This window comes from Candidatus Leptovillus gracilis (assembly GCA_016716065.1).
Classification (GTDB): domain Bacteria; phylum Chloroflexota; class Anaerolineae; order Promineifilales; family Promineifilaceae; genus Leptovillus; species Leptovillus gracilis.
The window spans coordinates 105,212-125,646 of record JADJXA010000002.1; the positions used below are offsets into that span (position 1 = coordinate 105,212).

Here is a 20,435-nt window from a genome sequence, read left to right on the forward strand (position 1 = left end):
AAGATTATAGGCTCAGGCGGGGAAATTGTAAATTTAAGAGGGTAGGGAAAATGGCAAACGGCCGTTTGCCCTACTCCACAAATATCTCGACACGCTCGCCGTCTTCGTCGGTGATGTCTATGATTTTGCCCTGCTTGCCGCTGCGGATGGCCTGCATGATCTGGTCGTATTCTTTGCCTTCCATGTCTGGGGCAAAGCGCGCCCCCATTTTGATGCCCACGTTTACCAGGCCCATGGGCAGGTTGACGTTGACTTTGTTGCGGCCGGTTTGCATGTCGGTGACGCGGACGCGGAACCAGCGGGCGGCGCTGGCCCCACGCAGGGGTTCTGCTTTGGGGTTTTGGCTGTCCCGGTCCAGGGCGCGCAGCAGTTCAGCGCCTTCGGCGGCGGTGATTTTGCCTTCTTCTATCATTTTGAGGATTTGAATCCGTTCTTCTGTGGTGGCCATGGTTATGACTCCTTGTGTGTATGGGTAACGGCCGTTTAGCGTAAACCCAGGCGCATGTGGATGAGGGTGCGCTGTGGTTTGAAGTTGGCCTGACGCAGCAGTTCACCAGTGAGCGTGTCGTTGGCCGGATGGTCTATGCGCACGTTGCGGCGGGGCAGGTAGGGCAGGCGGCGCAGCGCTTTGCCGAGCAACGGCCGTTCCAGTTCCCTGGCCCACTGCGGATGAACGCGCAAGATGAGCTGGTGGGCGCGTCCCCATTCGCTCCAAATGCTGGCCAGGCCGATCAACTGCTGCTCGTTGTTAGCTATCGTCCACGTTTCGGTTGTTCGGGCGTTGGCAAAATTGGCTAACCGCCGCCAAAAACCGAGACGATAGGCATCTGAAGGCAGGCGCTCCGGCCAGCTCAGGTCGGGGGGCAGCGCCAGGCAATCCAGGCGGTAGGCTTGCTGCCACTCACGGCTGCGCAGTTCGCGCACATCATGGGCGCTGTTGTTTTCCAGCGCGTGGACCCGACCGGCTGCGGCCGTCCAGGCGGTCATGGCCCCCAGATTGCTGTAGCCCAGGTCCACGTAAAGGTCCAGCGCCGGCTGGTTGTTGTGGTCTACTTGCAGCAAGATTTCTTGCCCGTCGCGCTGCCGGACGCGGTCGCCGACGGCGTTCATGAGGGCGCGGGCGATACCCTGGCGGCGATAATCGGGGTGGACGGCGACGTTGACGATGAGGTAACGGCCGTTTTCCTGGGTGGTGAGCAGGGTGATATTGCCAACGATACGGCCGTCTTCTTCCCACACATACCCATGCGACAGGCGGCTGGCCGCCGGGTTCAAACGCCACAAAATGGCCGGCTGCATATAGGGCACATAATACCCATGCAGCGCCCGCTGACCTTCGGCGTCCAAAGAATCGCCAAAGGCAATTTGCAGGAGTTCCAGAACTTGAGGAATATCCTTATTCGGGTTGATGGGTCGTGGCCCACGGCTGACCCGCGATTGGGCCGGTATGGTAATGACCATAGCCATTGATTTTACCTCAAATTTACGGAACAACCTCCCTGGAAAATAGCGAGAGCGAGAGCGAGAGTATTCCCCGAATTCTTCCTCTCGCTCTCGCTTTCGCTCTGGCTCTATCCTTCAATCGCTTCCAGCAATGTGTTGGCCTCTTCGGGCGAGATGATGCCCTGTTCGACCATTTTGAGGATTTTAAGCTGTTCCTCTGGCGTGGCCTTGGACGTGGCCTGAGGCTTGGGTGGTTTGGGCGATTTGGGCGGTTTTGGCGGCATAGGTGGTGGCGGTGGCGCCGCCCAGCGGGTTTGCCATTGCTGCTGCCCCGCCTGGCGTTGGGCCTGCTGCCGGGCGCGTTCCGCATGGCGCTCGGCCTGCTGCCGGGCGTGTTCGGCGGCGCGTTCCGCTTTGGCGACTGCTTTTTCGGTTTGCCGGGTGATTTTTTCGGTCATCTTGTCGGCGAAGTCTGGGCCGAGTTGGGCGTCTAGCCCGGCCATCAGGCGGCCCAGTTGGGCGTCTATTTCGCGGCTGATGCGTTGGCCGATGTTGTCAAAATCGAAGCCGAAATCGAAGGCAAATTCGTCGTCGCTTGCTTCCCATTCTTCCTTTACCAGACGGCCTTCTTTGAGCAGGATACGGCCGTTGGCTACCAGTTTCAGGTGGGTTTTGCCGGCGCCGATGCTGCCGGACAGGCTGTTTTCTTCTTCGAGTACGCCTTCCAGGGGCAGGCTGTTTTTGATGCCGGGCGCGCTTGCTTCGATGTTCACCGGCATTTCCACCGGCCAGCGCACCACAATGTCGCCGTGGGCCTGGCAGAAATGCTCGCCTTCGCCCAGGCCGCCGCGCAGCCGCACATCGCCGTTCACCTGCTGCAAATGCAGCCGGCCGCCCACGTTGCGCGCATTCACGTCGCGCAGCGCTTGTTGGATGGCAACCTCCCCAGCAACATATTCTACGTTCACATCGCCGCTGCCGCTGTGCAGACTCAGGCTGCCATTGGCATGGCGCACCGATAAGTCGCCATGCACGGTTCCCAGAGCCACGTCGCCAATCTGGCGGCAAACGGCGTCGCCGTTGACCGTCTCGGCGCTTAACGAGCCGTCTATTTGTTTGGCCGACAGGTCGCCGTGGACGACGCCCAGTTTGACATGGCTGACGCCGGCCAGGACTGCGTCGCCGTTCACCTCTTCCAGGCTGAGGTCGCTGTGAACCTGTTTAACGACCAGGTCGCCATGCACGGCCTGGACAGTCAGGGCAGTGTTGGTCGGTACGGTTAGTTTCAGGTCGCCGTGGCTGGTGATGGACAGGCCGTTGTCGTCTTCATGGCTTTCATATTCGCCAGACTTGATGAGTACGGCCGTTTCATCCCACCCACGCACCACCAGATTGCCGTGACACGCAACCGTCAGCCGGGGCAGTTTGCCCAATTCAATTCGTTCTTGACTCATAATTACCTCTGTTAGCTATAAGCTATAAGCTGTTAAGCCACGCATAAACACTGAACACCGTCCCTAATCAATATAAACCTGAACGTGTTCGTTGCTCTCTTCGTCCATCACATCCACCAGGACGCCCTGCCCGGTTTCCTTCAACATGCCGTTCAGGTCGTCCCAATCCAGCCCTTCCAGATCTGGCGAGAAGTGGCGGCCCACTTTCAGGCCAAACTTTACCATCGGCAGAGGAATGTTAACCGTTACCTTATTTTTGCCAGTCTCCAGATTGCGTACATTTACGTGAAACCAGCGCAGCCCATTCTTTTGCGGTGGCTGCGGTTTGGCCGGCATTTCTGGCGCTTCTGGTTCCATGTCCAGCATCTCTACTTTTAATGGTTTTTCTGGCGCCTCTGGCGCGGTGGCGAGATTGCTCAAAATCTCCGCGGCTTCCGCGGCCGAAATTTTACCGGCCGCCAATAAATCCAATATCTCTTTACGATCAGTTGTAGACATGATTGCCTCCATTGGGAAGTTGGTTGGCTGGTTGGTGAGTTAGCTGAGTTTGCAAAACAAACCAACGAACCAACCTGCCCTAATTGACACAGATTGCTAAATGAACATTAAACGCCGCCGCGCAAAATTTGCAGCCCTTCATCGGCGCTGATGGTTCCGGCGCTGATTTCGGCCAGAACTTCGCGGCGGGTAGCCTGGGAAATGGGTGCGCGTTCCGGTTCGCCCACCTCATACCCCATGGCTTCGATAACTTCTGTCAGGCGGGCGCGCACCGCCGGATAAGACATACCCAATTCCTGTTCGACGCGGTTGATTTTGCCTTCGCAGCGGATAAAAATCTCCACAAAATTGAGCTGCTCGGCGGAAAGCTCATACAACCGGCCCAGAGTAAAATGTCCTTCGATGGTGGTGTCGCAGGTCCGGCAGTGCAGCCGGGTGACGCTAAGGGTGTCGTGGCAGATAGGACATTGGCCGATAACAGGGTTCATAGAAGTCTCCTAATGTGTGTATTCGGTAATCCGTGAGCCGTGGGCCGTGAGCCGTAATCAGTAGGGTGCTACCTCTGGTAAATACTAACGGAACACGGAACACGAAATACGGCTTACGGCTTCAAGCCAACAGCTTCTTTGCTTTCCGCTTGTTGTACGCGGATGCTGCCGGTGATGACGCGGGCTTTTAGCGTGCCTGCGCCGTCGACGAGCGTGACTTTCAGGTGTTTGCCGGTGAAGCCGTTGGTGGTTTTAGGTTGGGCGAGGGGGAAATCGCAGTGGGCGTCGCCGGTGACGACACGGCCGTCAAACTGCGCGTTCGGTTCCCCGGTGAGGCTCAGGCGAATGCTGCCGGTGACAGCCTCGAAGCGGTGGTGGTCGTCGGCCAACCGCCCTTTGTAGCTGATTTCGCCGGTGGTGGCACGGGCGTCAATGCGCCCGCCGATGTTTGCCAGCTCATTTTTGCCGGTGACGACGGTGGCCGTGACCGGCGCGGCGATGTCGCTGATGACCATTTTGCCGGTGATGGTTTTGGCATAGATGGCGCAGGTGGGGGGCACATGGATGGTGACGACGGCTTTGGGGTGGCCGTCGGCGCTGAACAAACGGCCGATTTTTTGCAGCCATTCGCCCTCTTCTTGTTCCACGCGCAGCGAAACCACGTCCTCTTGCCGGGTGACGGCGATGGTCATGTGGCGCAGGTCGGCCTCAATGATGATGTCACGGCCGTCGTGCGGCCGAATCGTTACCTCGCCAATTTCCACCAACAAGTGAAGCTGCCCTTTTTCGTTTTCTAACGTTTCGGTTAATGTGTAATGCTTCATAAAATGTTGTTCCGTTTGTAAGAAAATTAACACAATCCATAATAAATTTGTGTGATGCTGCCATCATAAATCAAAAATATTATCATGTCAAGAATAATATTGATTAAATTATGCAAAAAACGTAGAAAAATCCATGCGAATGTGAAAAATCTTTGAGGACGGCGATTTTTCGCGGTGTTTGTCAGGGGTTGGCGTCGGGCACGACGCCTGGGGCGGCTTCCGCGCCGGCGGCTTTGCCGGCCAGATAACCGCTGGACCAGGCCCATTGGAAGTTGTAGCCACCGATACGGCCGTCTACGTCGCAAATTTCGCCGCATAGATACAGGCCAGGGCAGAGGCGCGACGCCATGTTGTTCAGGTGCAGCTCGGCTAGGGGCACGCCCCCGGCGGTGACTTCGGCGACGTTGTAGCCGCGATGGCCGCTGATGGGCAGGGGCAGCTGTGTAACGGCCGTTACCAATCCTTTCCGCCCCACCCGCGCCAACTGATGGCCCGGCGTGGCCCCATCCACCCCCACCACCTGGCACAACGCCACGCCCAGGCGTTCTGGCAGATGTTGGCGCAAGTAACGCCCGATGCTCATCTTCGTCAGCGTTTGCAAGTCGCGCTCCAACTGTTCGGGGGGCATGGCCGGCAGCCAGTTGATGGTGAGTTGGCTGGCCGGATCGTCCGCCTGCGCGGCCAGAAAATAGCGGCTGATGTCCAGCACGGCCGGCCCGGACAGGCCAAAGTGGGTGCAGAGCGTGGAATCGGTGAAGGCGGCCAGTTTGTGGCTGCGGCCGTTCCACAATGTCAGCCTGGCCGGCAGGGTGACGCCGCTCAGGTCGCGGATAAAATGTCCTTCGGGCAAAGTCAGTGGGACCAGGGCGGGGAAGAGGCGCGGCGTCAGGCTGTGGCCCAGCGCTTGCGCCAGCCGATAACCGTGCCCATCGGAGCCGCTTTTGGGCAGGCTTTGGCCGCCGGTCGCCAGGATGAGCCGCCGGGCTGCCAGTGTGCCCCACGCGCCGGAAAGTTGGAAGGCGACGGCCGTTTTCTCCACCCGCTCTACCCGATAGGGATGGCGCACCGTTACGCCAGCCTGCCGCGCTCCGGCCAGCAGCGCGGCCAGCACGGTATGGGCGCTGTCCGTCGTGGGGAACAGTTTGCCCGTCTCTTCCCGCTTCAGCGTTACGCCCAATTCGCGGAAAAAGGCGACAGTTTGCGCGGCGTCGAACTGGCGCAGTACCTTGTTGATGGCGTTGCGTGAGGAGCCGGCGTAAGCATCGGCGCTGACTTCATCATGGGTGACGTTGCAGCGCCCACCGCCGGACACCAGGATTTTGGCTCCCAGTTTACCCGCCCCATCCAAAATAAGGATGCGTTGGCCGGGCGCGGTGCGGCCGGCCCAAATTCCGGCCATCAACCCGGCCGCCCCCGCGCCAATGATTACCAAGTCTGCGGTTTGTTCGACCATTCATCCTCCGTGCTGCCAATCCACCAGATTGTATCTGAAAGCGACGGCCGTTCGCAGATGAAAAAAACGGGCATGGTTCATTCCAGGCGATATGTGCTTTACAAATTTGGCAAGAAAGCGCGTCATGCTGAGGTCCCCGAAGCATCCCCCTCCTCTGGCGGGAGCGGGATGCTTCGCTCCGAAGACTCCGCTCAGCATGACAACGCAGCGCAAATTTGTAAAGAAGATGTCTTGCTTGATGAACCATGCCAAAAAACGTGAATTCTTGGCCAATCTATCGAACATTCAAGGCGGCTGGGTTATAATCTGGCGGCTGAAAAAGCTGCCCAAATGAGTGTGAATCAGAAAAATGAGCTTCACTGAGGAAATTAAAAGCCGACTAGACATTGTAGATCTCGTCTCCGAGACCGTTAACCTGCGCAAATCGGGGCGCTCTTACGCTGGTTTTTGTCCCTTCCACAGCAACACCCGCACCCCTGCCTTTTACGTCTTCCCAGAAACCCAGACCTGGCGCTGTTTTGGCGCCTGCGCCGAAGGCGGCGACATCTTTTCCTTCGTCATGAAGCGGGAAGGGTGGGATTTTAAGGAAACACTGCGCGTTCTGGCGCAAAAAGCGGGTGTGGAATTGGAAGCGGCTGCGCCAGTGAACAAGGTGCGCCAGGCGGCCGAAGACCGTTTGGGCGACTTGTTGGCCGCGGCCGCGGACTATTTTCACCTACTGCTGCTCCACGCCCCCCAGGCGGAGGCGGCGCGGCAGTACGTGGCCAACCGCCTGCTCAGCCCGGAGACGCAGGCTCATTTCCAGATCGGTTTTGCCCTGGATTCCTGGGACCAGTGCCGCACCCATTTTAACGCCCAGGGCTACGACGACCTGATTTTGCTGGATGCCGGGCTGCTGACAGACAACCCGGACAAAGGCACGCGCTATGATCGCTTCCGCAACCGGCTGATGATACCGATTCGCGATGGTAACGGCCGTGTTGTTGGTTTTGGTGCGCGCACGTTAGACCCGGATGGCCTGCCCAAGTATCTCAATTCGCCACAAACCGGCCTGTTCAACAAAAGCAACCTGCTGTACGGCCTCGATGGGGCCAAACGCGCCATCCGTGAAGCGCGGCAGGCGGTGATTGTGGAAGGCTATATGGACGTGATGCAGGCGTGGCAGGCCGGGTTCCAAAACGTGGTGGCCCAGATGGGCACGGCGCTGACCCAGGCGCAGTTGGAGCAGCTAAAACGATACACCAAACGTTTTGTCATCGCTCTGGACGCCGACGCCGCCGGGGCCAAAGCGACCCTGCGCAGCCTGGAAGTGGCCCGCCAGACATTGGACCGCGAGTTCGACACCCAATTTGATCCGCACAATCTGGTGCGCCACGAAAGCCGCCTGCAAGCGGACATTCGCATTGTCACCCTGCCGCCAGGCAATGACCCGGACAAGCTGATCCGTGAGGACCCAGCGCAGTGGCCGCTGCTGCTGGCTAAAGCCAAACCGGTAGTGGAATATGTCATCGGCGTGTTGACGCAGGAGTTGGATATGGGCGACCTGAAGGCAAAAACGGCCGTCGCCCAACAAGTTATCCCGCTCATCGAAGACATTCAAAACCCCATGGAGCGTGACGGCTATTGGAGCAAACTGGCTCTGGCCCTGCGCGTAGATGAACGAACTTTGCGCCAGGTGCGCCGCCCGGAACGGCAACGGCCGTCGGCCAAACAGAACCCCACACCCCTGCCAACCACCAAAGCGCCAGAACTGGCCGCTGTCCGTCAATTCCGCGAAATGGATGGCGGGCTGGGCAGAGGCCATGTCTCCATCAAAAAAAAGGAGGCCTTTTTCCTCAGCCAGATACTTCATCACCCCAAAGCGCTGGCCGACGTGAACCAGGCCCTCAGTCAGGCCCACCAGCCCACTGTTGCGCCGGCCGATTTCACCGCCACCGAAGACCGTACCCTCTGGCCGCAGATGGTTCATTGGAGCAAGGGTGGTTCGTTTGTCACGATTCAGGATTTGTGCGATAGTTTAGGCCATCCCTTGCTGGATCGAGTGCAATATCTCCAAACGCTCGCCCCTACACTCGATACAAACCTGGATCGTCTGGCCGATCAGCTTGTCCTTGCTGTGCTGGATTGGCGCATCGAAAAAGTACGCCAGTTACGGACAGAATTGCAGCGATTTGTCGCCGATGCGAAACAAGAAGCCGATGCAGAATCTTACCAGGAGTACATGGCGCAGTTGCAGGAATTGTCTGTGACTAAGAATGGGCTAGACCAGGCCAGAAACGCCATGTCGGCCACCAGCCGCCGCCGCGCTGAAGACGCGGCCCTCAGTCGTTATTGAGCATAGGACGCTGATGGTTAAACCAGACAGGCTGCCGATAACCTGTCTGGCCTTGATGGAACTTGAGCTTGACGCAAGGATGTGGTAATAGGCGGAGAAGATGGATTTAGAACCCAACATGGATGATGAATTAGACGACCTGCCGGAAGACGAAGAACCCTTTTTGGACATTGAGGCGCTGGTCAAAAAAGCGCGCCGCTCGCGCCAGATAGACGAAGCAGATGTGCAATCTATCCTGGCGACGGCCGATGAGGATCAGGCCGGCCAATTGTATGACCGGCTGCAAAAAATGGGTATCCGCGTCGTTTCCGCTTCGGGGGAAACGGTGGATGACCTGGGCGAAGCATCCAACCTGCTGCGTCCCGGCCTGTTGGATGATTCCCTGGATGACGTGGATGATGATACCTATTATGGCGGCGATACCGAAGATGACCCGGTCCACACTTACTTAAAAGAAATCGGTCAGGTCCCGCTGCTGACGTCGGAGCAAGAAATCTGGTTGTCTACGCAGCTGAAAGCGGCGGTGGAAATGGAACGGCTGACAAAAAACCTGAACGGCGAAGAAGCCGAAGGTCCCAGAGTCCATTTTCGCCTGATGATCGCCAATTATGCTGAGCTTTGGGAAGGGTGGCAGCGCGTTCTGACGGCCAGCGCCCGGCTGGGAGTGGAATCGCCAGATTTTAGCCGGCTGGTGGATGAGGCACAGCATTTACGGCAGAGCTGGCAAGACGGCCGTCATTCCTACATCCGCTCTTACCTCAACGATGGCAACTGGGGGCAGGATGAGGTATGGACTGAACTGGCTGAAAGCTGCTTTTCCGTATTCACCGCCCTGTATCTGCTGCCCATCAACCGTTCCCGGATGATTGGCGAATATTATGCCGAAAACGGCCGTCCGCCCGACCTGAACTATTTCCTTGCCCGCATGGAAGAAGACGACGTCGCCCTCAAATACAACGAATTTATGATCTTCCACCTGGCCGAAGAAGCCAAAGTCAGCCTGACGCGAGCCAACTTGCGCCTGGTGGTCAGCGTCGCCAAGCGCTACATGGGGCGTGGCATCCACCTGCTGGACCTGGTTCAGGAAGGCAATGTCGGCCTGCTGCGCGCCGTGGAGAAATTTGATCACACCAAAGGGTACAAATTCAGCACCTACGCCACCTGGTGGATTCGGCAGGCCGTCAGCCGGGCCATCGCCGATCAGGCCCGCACCATCCGCATCCCCGTCCATATGTACGAAACCATCAACAAAATCGTACGGATGCAGCGCGAATTGGTGCAGCGCCTGGGCCACGAACCCTCCGTTGAAGAATTGGCCCTGGAATTGGACTACATGACGCCCGATGAGGTAGACGAAATCCGCCGTTCAATGGACAGCGAAGAGCCGTTGGACCCGGTGTTGAACCGCAAATATCGCCAATCCGTCAGTAAAATCCGCGACATTCTGCGTATTTCTATGGACCCCATGTCGCTGGAAACGCCGGTGGGCAACGGCGAAGAAGCCACCGAATTCGGCGATTTTATCCCCGACGAAAGCGTCGTGGAACCGGTGGACGCCGCCTCGAAAGAGCTGCTGCGCGAGCAAATTCGCTCCGTCCTCAGCTTCCTCAGCGACCGTGAACGCGAAGTGTTGGAGATGCGTTTCGGCCTGAACGACGGCAAAGACCATACCCTGGAAGAAGTAGGCAAGAGCTTCGGCGTCACCCGTGAGCGGATTCGCCAGATTGAGGCAAAGGCCCTGCGTAAACTGCGCCACCCCAGCCGCAGTAAGTCGCTGCGCGATTATTTGACCTAGTGCCGGTGTTCCGAAGTCCGTATTCCGTTGCCGATGGCGGTTATTAGAGGCAGCGACCCACCGCTTACCGAATACGATTACCAGCAGTTTGTTGATAATACGCAATGTGCAGCCCGGCACATTGCGTATTTTGATTTGATGGCGCTGGGGAGGGTTCCTGGCGACGGCCGTAACCCTTTGCTAGACCCTTTTGCTTGTGATAGAATGCACACGCTTTGACGAGGTTAGCCTCACCCTGAATTCAAGTAAGATAGTAAACGCCTATGCCAAACCAAATACTCGTTGATTATCTTCCCCTGGCGGTATTGTTGGGAATCGCTCTTTTCTTTGCCTTGCTGCTGCCCATTTTATCGCTCAATTTAGGCCCGAAACGGCCGTCGCAGCGCAAACAAGCTCCCTATGAATCCGGCATGACGGCCATTGGCGAAGCCCAACGTCGTTTACCCGTCAAATTTTACCGCATCGCTGTACTATTCATTTTGTTCGACGTAGACATCATCCTGCTCGTGCCCTGGGCCATGACCTTCCGTGATTTAGGATTGTATGGTCTGGCGGTGATGTTCATCTTTATGTTCATGTTCATTTTGGGGGATGTCTGGGTCTGGAAAAAGGGAGTACTCGAATGGGAATAGAACAAAAACTCGGCAACCTCGGCGTTGTCACCTATCGGTTGGAAGATTTGGTTAACTGGGGCCGCACCAATGCGATGTGGCCTATTTTGTTTGGTCTGGCCTGCTGCGCCATCGAAATGATGGGGTCACAGGCCGCCCACTACGACGCCTCTCGTTTTGGCATGGAACTCAATCGGCCGTCGCCGCGCCAATCTGACCTCATGATTGTCGCCGGCCGCGTCACCCGCAAAATGGCCCCTGTGGTACGCCGCCTCTACGACCAGATGCCGGAGCCGAAGTGGGTCATCGCCATGGGCGACTGCGCCTCCTGCGGCGGCATCTTCAACAACTACGCCATCGTCCAGGGCGTAGACGAAATTATCCCCGTGGACGTTTACGTCGGCGGCTGTCCGCCCCGGCCAGAAGCCCTCATTGATGGCATCATGTCCCTTCATGAAAAAATCCGCAACGAAAAATTAGGGGATTGGGCCTGATGAACAACCATGACCTCGTTGTAGAAAAAATCAAACAAAGTTACCCGGACGCCCTGGAAGAAATTTACGACCATCGCGGCGAACGCACCCTCTACATCCGCAAAGCCGACCTGAAAGCGGTCTGCCAATTCCTGCGCGACGAACCGACGCTGCGCTACAACTTCCTCAGCGACATTTGCGCCGACGACATGCTGCCAGACTTTCCCCGCTTCGCTGTCAATTACCAGCTTTACTCCATTCCCCATAACCATCGCCTGCGCCTGCGCGTGCGCGTGGAAGACCCAGAAGATGGGCCGGAAACCGTTGCCCTAATTTGGGCCATTGCCACCTGGCTGGAGATGGAGGTTTGGGACTTGATGGGTGTGCGGTTTAAGGGCAACACCAGCCTGCGGCGTCTCTTCTTGCCCGAAGATTGGCAGGGCCATCCCCTGCGCAAAGATTACCCATTGGGCTACGAAGAGGTCCAATTTTCGTTTAACTTCGACGAAATCAACGCCAAGAAACCACACGCTACGAAAGATTAAGGGGGAACGGCCGTCTATCTCTGTTCACTCTTCTTCGCACTGAGCACTGCCCACCAACCCAAAGGTACCTATGTTACTGACTCCTGGAAACGACACCATCCAAGAACTAACCCTCGAAGAACTGCGCAATAAGGTTGGAACCGGGATGGAAATTGAGGATGCCGAAGAACACATGCTCCTGAGCATGGGGCCACAGCATCCCAGCACCCATGGCGTTCTGCGTCTCCTGGTCGAATTAGATGGCGAAACCGTCGTCAACCTGGCCCCAGACATTGGCTTCCTGCACACCGGCATCGAAAAAAACATGGAGGCCAAAACCTACACCAAAGCCCTGGTCATGACCGACCGCATGGATTACCTCTCGCCGATGTCCAACAACCTGGGCTATATCCTGGCGATAGAGAAACTGTTAGGCGTTGAAGCTACGCCCCGCGCCCAGGCCATCCGCGTTATTCTCACCGAGCTTCAGCGCGTCGCCAGCCATCTGGTCTGGCTGGGAACCAGCGCCCTGGACCTGGCGGCCATGACAGTGTTTTTGTACGCCTTCCGCGAGCGAGAATACATTTTAGACCTGTTCGAGATGGTCGCCGGGCAGCGCATGATGGTCAGCTACTTTCGCCCTGGCGGGCTGTGGCGCGACATACCGGACGAATTTGTACCGGCCGTGCGCCACTTCCTGGACTTCATGCCCGGCAAAATTGCTGATTACGAAGGGCTGCTGAAAAACAACCCGATTTTCCTCAAACGAACCAAAGGCGTGGGCGTCGTGACGGCCGAAGACGCCATTGCCTGGGGCTTAACCGGCGGCTGCCTGCGCGGTTCTGGCGTGAACTACGATGTGCGTAAAGCCAACCCTTACTGCGGCTACGAGCAGTACGATTTTGACGTGCCCCTGGAAACGGATGGCGACGTCTACGCCCGTTATCGGGTGCGCGTGGCCGAGATATGGCAGAGTTTGCGCATCATCGAGCAGGCCATCAACAAACTGCCAGATGGCCCGGTGCAAATCTCCGACCGCAAAATTGTGCCGCCGCCCCGCTCTGAACTGGGCAAAAGCATGGAAGCGGTGATCCACCACTTTAAGCTGTGGACGGAAGGGTTTAGCGTGCCGGCCGGTTTTGTCTACCTGGCGATTGAATCACCGCGCGGCGAATTTGGCGTGTACCTGCGCAGCGATGGCGGACCCAAACCAGCGCGGGTGCATTTTCGCGGTCCCTCTTATGTCAATCTCGCTTCCCTGCCGCGTATGTCTAAAAACCTGTTTGTCGCCGACGTGGTCGCCATTATCGGCTCCATTGACATTGTGTTGGGTGAGATAGACCGGTAACAAATGGTCAATCGTTAATTGTCAATTGGTAACTGGGAGAAAACCTTGATCGCTGAAAAGTACGCCAAAGAAATAGAAGGGATATTGGCGCGGTTTCCCACGAAGAAATCGGCCGTTTTGCCCCTGATGCACCTGGCCCAACATGAATACGGCTACATGAGCGACGAAGCCAAACGCGAAGTAGCCGCCATCCTGGGTCTGGATCCCACCCACGTGTTGTCGCTGGCCGGTTTCTATTCGCTGTATTACGAAGAGCCGGTAGGCAAATACGTGCTGGAAATTTGCAACGACCTGGCCTGCGCCCTGCGCGGCGCGGATGAATTTGTGGAGATGGCTTCTGCCAAATTAGGCATCCCGGTAGATGGCACAACTGAAGACGGCCTGTTCACCCTGAAAACCGTGATGTGCCTGGGCGCTTGCGACCGCGCGCCGATGCTGCAATGCAATTTGCGCTTTGAAGAGAACCTGGACGAGGCGAAATTTGCTGCGTTGTTGGCCCGGCTGCGCCAGGATGCCAAACAACTATCTGTGGTGGAAAAAATCACGTCATACGCCATCGGCGAATGACGTGCTGAGGTGAAATCTATGACCTATCTTTTGTTGCGTCACCGGGACATTCCCGATTTGCACCAAATTGACGTCTACCAGGCGCATGGTGGCTATAACGGTTTGCGCAAAGCCGTGCTGGAAATGAGCACACAAGAGGTGATAGACGTGGTACGGGCGTCGGGACTGCGCGGCCGGGGTGGGGCGGGCTTCCCCACCGGCGTTAAGTGGAGCTTCATTCCCAAGGGGCCGGGCGAGAAATACGTGGTCATTAACACAGACGAATCGGAGACCGGCACGTTTAAGGACCGGGAACTTTCGGAAAAGAACCCGCATCAGGTGATTGAAGGGGCGATCATTGCCGCCTATTCGATAGGCGCAAAGACCATTTACAACTACTTCCGCGGCGAGTTTATGGACGCGGGTTATGCGATGGAAGAAGCCATCCGCGAGGCGTATGCGGCCGGTTTCCTGGGTAAAAACATTCTGGGCAGTGAGTTTAGCTGTGATTTTTACTGCCATTATGGCGCCGGAGCCTATATTTGTGGTGAAGAGACGGCGTTGATCAACTCCTTGCAAGGTGAGTTGGGTCAGCCGTGGTCGAAGCCGCCGTTTCCGGCCGTGGAAGGGCTGTACCGCAAACCAACTGTGGTGAACAACACAGAAACGCTGGCCAATGTGCCCTTGATCATGGTGAATGGGGCGGAGTGGTACATGGGTCTGGGCACGGACAAGAGTCCGGGTGTCAAAATTGTGTGCATGAGCGGCCACGTGGAAAAGCCGGGCAATTATGAAGTGGAGATGGGCGTTACGTATCGCCAACTCATTGAAATGGCCGGGGGGATGCGTGGCGGCAAAAAGTTTAAAGCGCTGCTGCCTAGCGGCGGCTCTGGTCCGGTGATTACGGATAAGGCGCTGGACGCACCCATGACTTACGAAGGACTGACGCCGTTTGACTCGGTGATGGGGTCGGCGTCGGTGATTGTGATGGATGAAAGCACCGATATGGTGTGGGCGGCGTTGAAGATGTCGCACTTTTTTAAGCATGAGTCGTGCGGCAAATGTACGCCGTGTCGTGAAGGGACTTTTTGGATGGAGAAGCTGCTCCATCGCATCTATGATGGGCATGGCACGCCACAGGACATTATCACATTGGAGAGCGTCGCCAACCAGATTGGTGGACGGACATTGTGCGCCCTGGGCGATTTTGCCATTAACCCTGTTCTCTCGACGATCAAGCATTTCCCGGAAGAGTACCGGGCGAAGGTGCAGGGTTCGTCGAACGGACAGATGAAACAGGTGGCGGCGAGAACGGCCGTCCCCTCTTAACCCCGGAGTAGAGATTACCACATGAGTGATCTGATTACCCTGACCATAGACGGCGTCGAAGTGAGTGTGCCCCCCGGCACGCAAATCGTAGACGCCGCTAAACGCATTGGCAACGACATCCCCGTCTTTTGCCACCACCCCAAGCTGGAACCGGTGGGCATGTGCCGCATGTGCCTGGTGGAAGTGGGCCTGCCCGTGCGCGACCGCGCCACCGGCCAACCGCTGACCAACGCCGATGGCTCGCCGCAGTTGAATTTTGGCCGGGGCCTGCAAACCGCCTGCACCGTGCAAGTGGCGGAGGGCATGGTGGTGCGCACAGCGACCCCGGCGGTGCTGGAAGCGCGCAAATCGGTCATTGAATTTTTGCTCACCAGCCATCCGTTGGACTGCCCGATTTGCGACAAAGGGGGCGAATGCCCGCTGCAAAATCTGACGATGGAACATGGCGCGGGCCAGAGCCGGATGCACTACACCGACAAGCTGAAGCTGGCGAAACACGTCCCTCTCGGCGAGTTGATCTACCTGGACCGCGAGCGCTGCATCCAGTGTGCGCGCTGCATTCGCTTCCAGGAAGAAGTGGTGGACGACCCGGTGATTCGCTTCCACAACCGGGGGCGCAGCCTGGAAATTGTTACCCTGTCTGACCCTGGGTTTGACAGTGTGTGGAGCGGCAATACGACCGATATTTGCCCGGTAGGGGCGCTGACGACGGCCGATTTCCGTTTTGGCGCACGGCCGTGGGAACTGACCCCCGTCGCCAGCATTTGCCCCCACTGCCCGGTGGGCTGCAATACCACCATGAGTACCCGGCGCGAGGCAGCGGCCAACGGCCGTACCGTCATCAAGCGCATCATGCCCCGGCAAAACGAAGCCGTCAACGAAATCTGGATATGCGACAAAGGGCGCTTTGCCCACCACTTCGCCGACGCCGCCGACCGTCTTCACAAACCGTTGATTCGTCAGAACGGCGAATTGGTGGAAGCCAGTTGGGATGAGGCGCTGGATTATGTGGCCGGCAAACTGCAACAAGACAGCCACGCGGTCGCCGGTTTGGCCGGTGACCACCTGAGCAACGAAGACCTTTTCTGGTTCCAACATCTCTTCCGTGATGGTTTGAAGAGCCAACATGTAGGTCTGGCTAAACCGCGCCTGGCCGGCGGTGACGTAACCGCCCAGGTTGGTCTGGCCGGCGGCAGTAATCTAAAAGAGCTAGGCCGGGGCGACGCCATTTTGGTGGTTGCCACCGATTTACACGCCGAAGCGCCCGTCTGGTGGCTGCGAGTGAAGCAGGCCGCCGAGCGTGGCGTCACCCTGGTGGTGGTCAATGCCCGGCCAACGCGCCTGGACACATTCGCCGCCCACAGTCTGCACTATGAAGCGGGGCAGGCGTTGGCAACGGTGCAGCAGGTGGTGAATATGGCCAAGGTGGAGACGGAAACGGCCGTTTCCAACATGCTCGTCGCCGCGGCCACCGCCCTCATCAACGCCGATAATCTGGTGATTTTTTACGGCGCGGAAGGGCTGACCTACGACGAAACCGATGCCCTGGCGAAGCTGTTGGGCAATCTGCTGCTTCTGGAGAATGGGCACAAACACGCCGGCCGGGTGAATAACGGCCTGGTCCCGGTGTGGCCGCACAACAACACCCAGGGGGCCTGGGACATGGGCGTTCATCCCGCTTTGGGGCCGGGCTATAAGCCGGTGAAAGAAGCTGGACTGGACGCAGCGGCCGTCTATGCTGCTGTGGCCGACGGCCGTATGCGCGCCTTATTCCTCGCCGGGGCCGACCCGGTGGGCGATGGCCTGCTGCCCGACCGGGGCAAGCTGGATTTCCTGGTGGTGCAGGAATTGTTCCTGACCGAAACGGCCGCTCTGGCCGATGTGGTGCTGCCGGCGCAAAGTTGGGCCGAGCGCGAAGGTACTTATACCACCGGCGAACGCCGTGTGCAGCGCTATTACCCGGCCATCCCGGTGGTGGGCGAAAGCCGCCCAGACTGGCAGATTTTGGCCCAAATTGGCGAGCGGGTTGGGTTGGGCAAGCCACCTTTTGCCGCCAGCCTGGCGTTTAAGGATGCGGCCCGCGTTGTGACGCAGTACAAGGGCATGGATTACCGCACGCTGGCCCAGGTGGAAAAGCAGTGGCCGGACGTCGGTGGCGAAGACCTGTATTATGGCGGCAACGCCTATGAAAATCGCTCCGGTCTGGGGCAGCAGTGGGCAGCGACGGCCGAAAAAGGGGCGGTAGCCCATTTTGATGTGCCCGCGCTGAAGAACACCCGGCAAGAGGGGTTGCAGGTGATGTGGACGGCCGTACTCTATGCCCCTGGTATCCTGCTCGATCAATCGTCGGTGCTTGCGCCGCGCATGGCCGCCCCGGCGCTGGCGCTGCACGCCGACGACGCGGCCCAGGCGGGCGTGGCCGATGGCGAGCTGGTGGTGGTGCTGGTGGATGGAACGGCCGTGCAAGCCACTGCCCACGTTCATGGCAGCACCCCGACCGGATTGGCGCTGCTATCTGGCGTAAACTGGTGGCCGGGAACGGCCGTAGCAGAGATTAAGAAAGTTGAAAGTTGGGAGTTGGTAGTTGATAGATAACCAACCACTATCAACTCCCAACTTTCAACTATCAACTAACCCACAGAGGCTCATATGACACTTGGGCAAATCGCATTATGGGGCTTGGTTGTCGGCCTGGTCATGTCACTGGTGGTGATAACCGGCTTTGCCTACACCACCCTGCTCGAACGTAAAGTCCTGGCGCGAATGCAGGCGCGGGTGGGGCCAAATCGCGCCGGTTATATTCCCCTGCCAGGGCGCGGCAAACAAGAGAAGAAGCTCTTGGCCGGTTTCATGCAGCCGGCGGCCGATGCCGTCAAGCTCTTCTTCAAAGAAGACCCCACGCCGGCTAAGGCCGATTGGCTGGTTTACAATCTGGCGCCCATGCTGGCCGTCATCCCGGCGATTTTGATTCTGGGGGTGATTCCCTGGGCGGGTAAAATTCCTGGCCTGGTGCCTGAGCAGTATGATTACTTCGCCATCGTGCCCGGTTTGGATGTGGCTGCCTTGTTTGTGCTGGCGGTAACGTCTATTGGCGTGTATGGTGTGGTGTTGGCTGGCTGGGCTTCTAACAGCAAATATGCCGTGTTGGGCGGCATTCGCGCCTCGGCCCAGATGATCAGCTACGAACTGGCAATGTCTTTGTCGCTGCTGGTCCCGGTCATGATCGCCAATTCCATGGACCTGGGAGTGATTGTGGCGGCGCAGAAAGGCCAATGGTTCATCTTTTTGCAGCCGGTGGCCGCGATTGTCTTTTGTATTGCTGCGCTGGCTGAATTACAGCGCGCGCCCTTCGATTTGTTGGAAGCGGAGCAGGAATTATCGGCCGGGTTTAACGTGGAATATGCCGGGATGCGCTTTGGTATGTTTTTTATGGCCGAGTACATGAAGATGATCTCTTTCAGCGCCATCGCCGCCACCCTCTTTTTTGGCGGGTATCGCGGCCCGTTTGTGGATCAGGTCCCGGTGTTGGGCTTTGTATACCTGTTCATCAAAATTTTTATTGGCCTGTTTTTGATGATCTGGATTCGGGCCACCTTCCCACGCCTGCGCTATGACCAGTTGATGTTGTTTGGCTGGAAGGTACTGCTGCCTATTTCTGTCGTTAATTTCCTGGTGGTCGCTGTCTTCATCGTCCTGGCTGAAGAAGGTCTATTTGCGCCTATATTGAGCTTTTTTGGCTTTTGACCCGCGCGTAGGCGTAAGCCACCATCGTTTGTGCAACACGGCATACGGATGACGGTTTACGAGATTACGGAACACGGAACACGAATCTACCTGCTGGAGAACCGTTATGTTTGGAATGATTGCTGAACTGGCCAAAGGGATGGGGATCACGCTGAAGCACTTTTTTCAGACGCCTGTGACCATCCAATACCCGGACGTGCAGCGCCCGGTGCGCAACCGCTTTAAGGGGCGTCATGAACTAAAGCGGTACGACAATGGCCTGGAGAAGTGCATTGGCTGCTCTTTGTGCGCGGCGGCCTGCCCGGCCGACGCTATTTTTGTGGAAGCGGCGGAGAATACAGACGACGAGCGATACTCGCCGGGCGAGCGTTTTGCGCGGGTGTATGAAATCAACATGCTGCGCTGCATCTTTTGTGGCTACTGCGAAGATGCCTGCCCGACGGAGGCGATTGTGCTGGAACACAATTACGAGTTGAGTTTTTATGACCGGCAGAGCGCCATTTACACCAAAGATATGTTGATTGTGGATGTGCCCGTGAACGGCCGTCCGACGCCACAAGTTGTCGAACCCGGTGTTTTCACAAAGGCCATCCCAGAGATGGAGAATCCGGCGTGATCCACAGGCTGTGTTCTGTGTCCTTTTGGTATTTCACCCTGAAGGTAGGAAGAATACGGAGATCAAACCTGTAAATACTCCGTGCCCGCCGCGTCTCCGTGGTAAGCAGTTACGAATTGAAGGCGATTTCATATGGGTAATCCGATCATTTTTCTTCTGCTGGCGATTGTAGCTATCGGTTCAGGGCTAGGCATGTTGACCAGCCGCAATGCCGTCCACAGCGCCCTCTACCTGGTGCTGAACTTTGCCACGATTGGCATTTTTTACATCGTTTTGAACGCCCCGTTCATTGCGATGGTGCAGATTACGGTGTATGCCGGAGCCATCATGGTGCTGTTCTTGTTTGTCATTATGCTGTTGGGCGCCGATCAATTGCAGGGTATCACAGACGTTCATGGCGGCGAGCGGTTTCATCGTGCTGCGGCTGGTCTGTTGGCGGCCGTTTTGCTCCTGACCACCGCTCTGCTCATCTTCCAGAGCGAAGCGCCCGCCGCGACGGCGCCGATGCTAGACAGCAGCCCTACCGCTCTGGGGCTGCGTCTGTTTGCTGGTTATGTCTTTCCCTTTCAAGTGACCGGCCTTCTGCTGTTGGCGGCCATGATTGGGGTGTTTATTTTTGGCAAAATCAAAAAGCGAGGTCAGGATGCCTGAGGTCACGATTGATTGGTACATCGCGCTCAGCGTCATTTTGTTTACCATTGGCTCTCTGGGTGTTTTGCTGCGCCGCAACGCCATTATTATCTTCATGTCCATCGAGATGATGCTGAACTCGGCCAATCTGGCCTTTGTGGCCTTTGCCCGCCACCTCGGCGATCTGGATGGACAGGTGCTGGTGTTCTTTGTTATTACGGTGGCGGCGGCGGAAGTTGCCGTTGGGCTGGCGTTAGTCGTCGCCATTTTCCGCACCAGGAAGAGCATCAATATTGATGAAATGAATCTATTGAAGGGATAGCG

At 57.4% G+C, this 20,435-nt stretch carries 20 protein-coding genes; 13 read left to right on the forward strand and 7 right to left on the reverse strand.

Features of this window, described 5'->3' with window-relative positions; all coding sequences use genetic code 11:
* Window positions 1–70: 70 nt before the first annotated feature.
* From IPM39_04785 to IPM39_04815, 7 genes are all read right to left on the reverse strand, one after another.
* Window positions 71–448, reverse strand: coding sequence for a hypothetical protein (locus tag IPM39_04785; protein ID MBK8985386.1), 378 nt, complete (start codon window positions 446–448; stop codon window positions 71–73).
* A gap of 35 nt (window positions 449–483) precedes the next feature.
* The gene (locus tag IPM39_04790) at window positions 484–1,467 is read right to left on the reverse strand and encodes a GNAT family N-acetyltransferase (GenBank protein ID MBK8985387.1); all 984 of its coding nucleotides are present in this window, start codon (window positions 1,465–1,467) and stop codon (window positions 484–486) included.
* A gap of 104 nt (window positions 1,468–1,571) precedes the next feature.
* Window positions 1,572–2,897 (reverse strand): hypothetical protein, encoded by a 1,326-nt coding sequence (locus tag IPM39_04795; GenBank protein MBK8985388.1) that lies wholly within the window; start codon window positions 2,895–2,897, stop codon window positions 1,572–1,574.
* A 63-nt stretch (window positions 2,898–2,960) separates the two neighbouring features.
* Complete coding sequence (locus IPM39_04800) at window positions 2,961–3,395, reverse strand: hypothetical protein (GenBank protein ID MBK8985389.1); 435 nt, start codon at window positions 3,393–3,395, stop codon at window positions 2,961–2,963.
* Between the two features lie 107 nt (window positions 3,396–3,502).
* Window positions 3,503–3,883 carry a DUF2089 domain-containing protein gene (locus tag IPM39_04805; GenBank protein ID MBK8985390.1) on the reverse strand — a complete coding sequence of 127 codons (381 nt, stop codon included), beginning with the start codon at window positions 3,881–3,883 and terminating at the stop codon, window positions 3,503–3,505.
* A 113-nt stretch (window positions 3,884–3,996) separates the two neighbouring features.
* Window positions 3,997–4,707: a hypothetical protein gene (locus tag IPM39_04810; protein ID MBK8985391.1), complete on the reverse strand. Its 711-nt coding sequence runs from the start codon at window positions 4,705–4,707 to the stop codon at window positions 3,997–3,999.
* Window positions 4,708–4,888: 181 nt separating this feature from the next.
* A complete protein-coding gene (locus IPM39_04815; protein ID MBK8985392.1) occupies window positions 4,889–6,160 on the reverse strand; it encodes an NAD(P)/FAD-dependent oxidoreductase in 1,272 nt (423 codons plus the stop codon).
* Between the two features lie 349 nt (window positions 6,161–6,509).
* On the opposite strand from IPM39_04815, the gene IPM39_04820 reads away from it, so the two are divergent.
* The 13 genes from IPM39_04820 (at window position 6,510) to nuoK (ending at window position 20,433) form a co-directional block, all read left to right on the forward strand.
* Complete coding sequence (locus IPM39_04820; GenBank protein MBK8985393.1) at window positions 6,510–8,495, forward strand: DNA primase; 1,986 nt, start codon at window positions 6,510–6,512, stop codon at window positions 8,493–8,495.
* A 100-nt stretch (window positions 8,496–8,595) separates the two neighbouring features.
* Window positions 8,596–10,290 (forward strand): RNA polymerase sigma factor RpoD, encoded by a 1,695-nt coding sequence (gene rpoD, locus IPM39_04825; protein MBK8985394.1) that lies wholly within the window; start codon window positions 8,596–8,598, stop codon window positions 10,288–10,290.
* Window positions 10,291–10,565: 275 nt separating this feature from the next.
* The gene (locus tag IPM39_04830) at window positions 10,566–10,922 is read left to right on the forward strand and encodes an NADH-quinone oxidoreductase subunit A (GenBank protein ID MBK8985395.1); all 357 of its coding nucleotides are present in this window, start codon (window positions 10,566–10,568) and stop codon (window positions 10,920–10,922) included.
* A complete protein-coding gene (locus IPM39_04835) occupies window positions 10,913–11,395 on the forward strand; it encodes an NADH-quinone oxidoreductase subunit B (GenBank protein MBK8985396.1) in 483 nt (160 codons plus the stop codon). Before IPM39_04830 ends, IPM39_04835 begins: the two co-directional genes overlap by 10 nt.
* The gene (locus IPM39_04840; protein MBK8985397.1) at window positions 11,395–11,919 is read left to right on the forward strand and encodes an NADH-quinone oxidoreductase subunit C; all 525 of its coding nucleotides are present in this window, start codon (window positions 11,395–11,397) and stop codon (window positions 11,917–11,919) included. Before IPM39_04835 ends, IPM39_04840 begins: the two co-directional genes overlap by 1 nt.
* A 145-nt stretch (window positions 11,920–12,064) precedes the next feature.
* Window positions 12,065–13,246 (forward strand): NADH dehydrogenase (quinone) subunit D, encoded by a 1,182-nt coding sequence (gene nuoD, locus IPM39_04845; GenBank protein ID MBK8985398.1) that lies wholly within the window; start codon window positions 12,065–12,067, stop codon window positions 13,244–13,246.
* A 45-nt stretch (window positions 13,247–13,291) separates the two neighbouring features.
* A complete protein-coding gene (locus tag IPM39_04850) occupies window positions 13,292–13,813 on the forward strand; it encodes an NAD(P)H-dependent oxidoreductase subunit E (GenBank protein ID MBK8985399.1) in 522 nt (173 codons plus the stop codon).
* A gap of 18 nt (window positions 13,814–13,831) precedes the next feature.
* Complete coding sequence (gene nuoF / locus IPM39_04855; protein MBK8985400.1) at window positions 13,832–15,121, forward strand: NADH-quinone oxidoreductase subunit NuoF; 1,290 nt, start codon at window positions 13,832–13,834, stop codon at window positions 15,119–15,121.
* Window positions 15,122–15,142: 21 nt separating this feature from the next.
* Window positions 15,143–17,716: an NADH-quinone oxidoreductase subunit NuoG gene (nuoG, locus tag IPM39_04860; protein ID MBK8985401.1), complete on the forward strand. Its 2,574-nt coding sequence runs from the start codon at window positions 15,143–15,145 to the stop codon at window positions 17,714–17,716.
* Between the two features lie 54 nt (window positions 17,717–17,770).
* Window positions 17,771–18,865 (forward strand): NADH-quinone oxidoreductase subunit NuoH, encoded by a 1,095-nt coding sequence (gene nuoH, locus IPM39_04865; protein MBK8985402.1) that lies wholly within the window; start codon window positions 17,771–17,773, stop codon window positions 18,863–18,865.
* 115 nt (window positions 18,866–18,980) lie between these two features.
* Entirely contained in the window at window positions 18,981–19,481 is a 501-nt protein-coding gene (nuoI, locus tag IPM39_04870) for an NADH-quinone oxidoreductase subunit NuoI (GenBank protein MBK8985403.1), read from the forward strand.
* Between the two features lie 132 nt (window positions 19,482–19,613).
* The gene (locus tag IPM39_04875; GenBank protein ID MBK8985404.1) at window positions 19,614–20,132 is read left to right on the forward strand and encodes an NADH-quinone oxidoreductase subunit J; all 519 of its coding nucleotides are present in this window, start codon (window positions 19,614–19,616) and stop codon (window positions 20,130–20,132) included.
* A complete protein-coding gene (gene nuoK, locus IPM39_04880; protein MBK8985405.1) occupies window positions 20,125–20,433 on the forward strand; it encodes an NADH-quinone oxidoreductase subunit NuoK in 309 nt (102 codons plus the stop codon). The genes IPM39_04875 and nuoK overlap by 8 nt, the downstream gene beginning before the upstream one ends.
* Window positions 20,434–20,435: the final 2 nt, after the last annotated feature.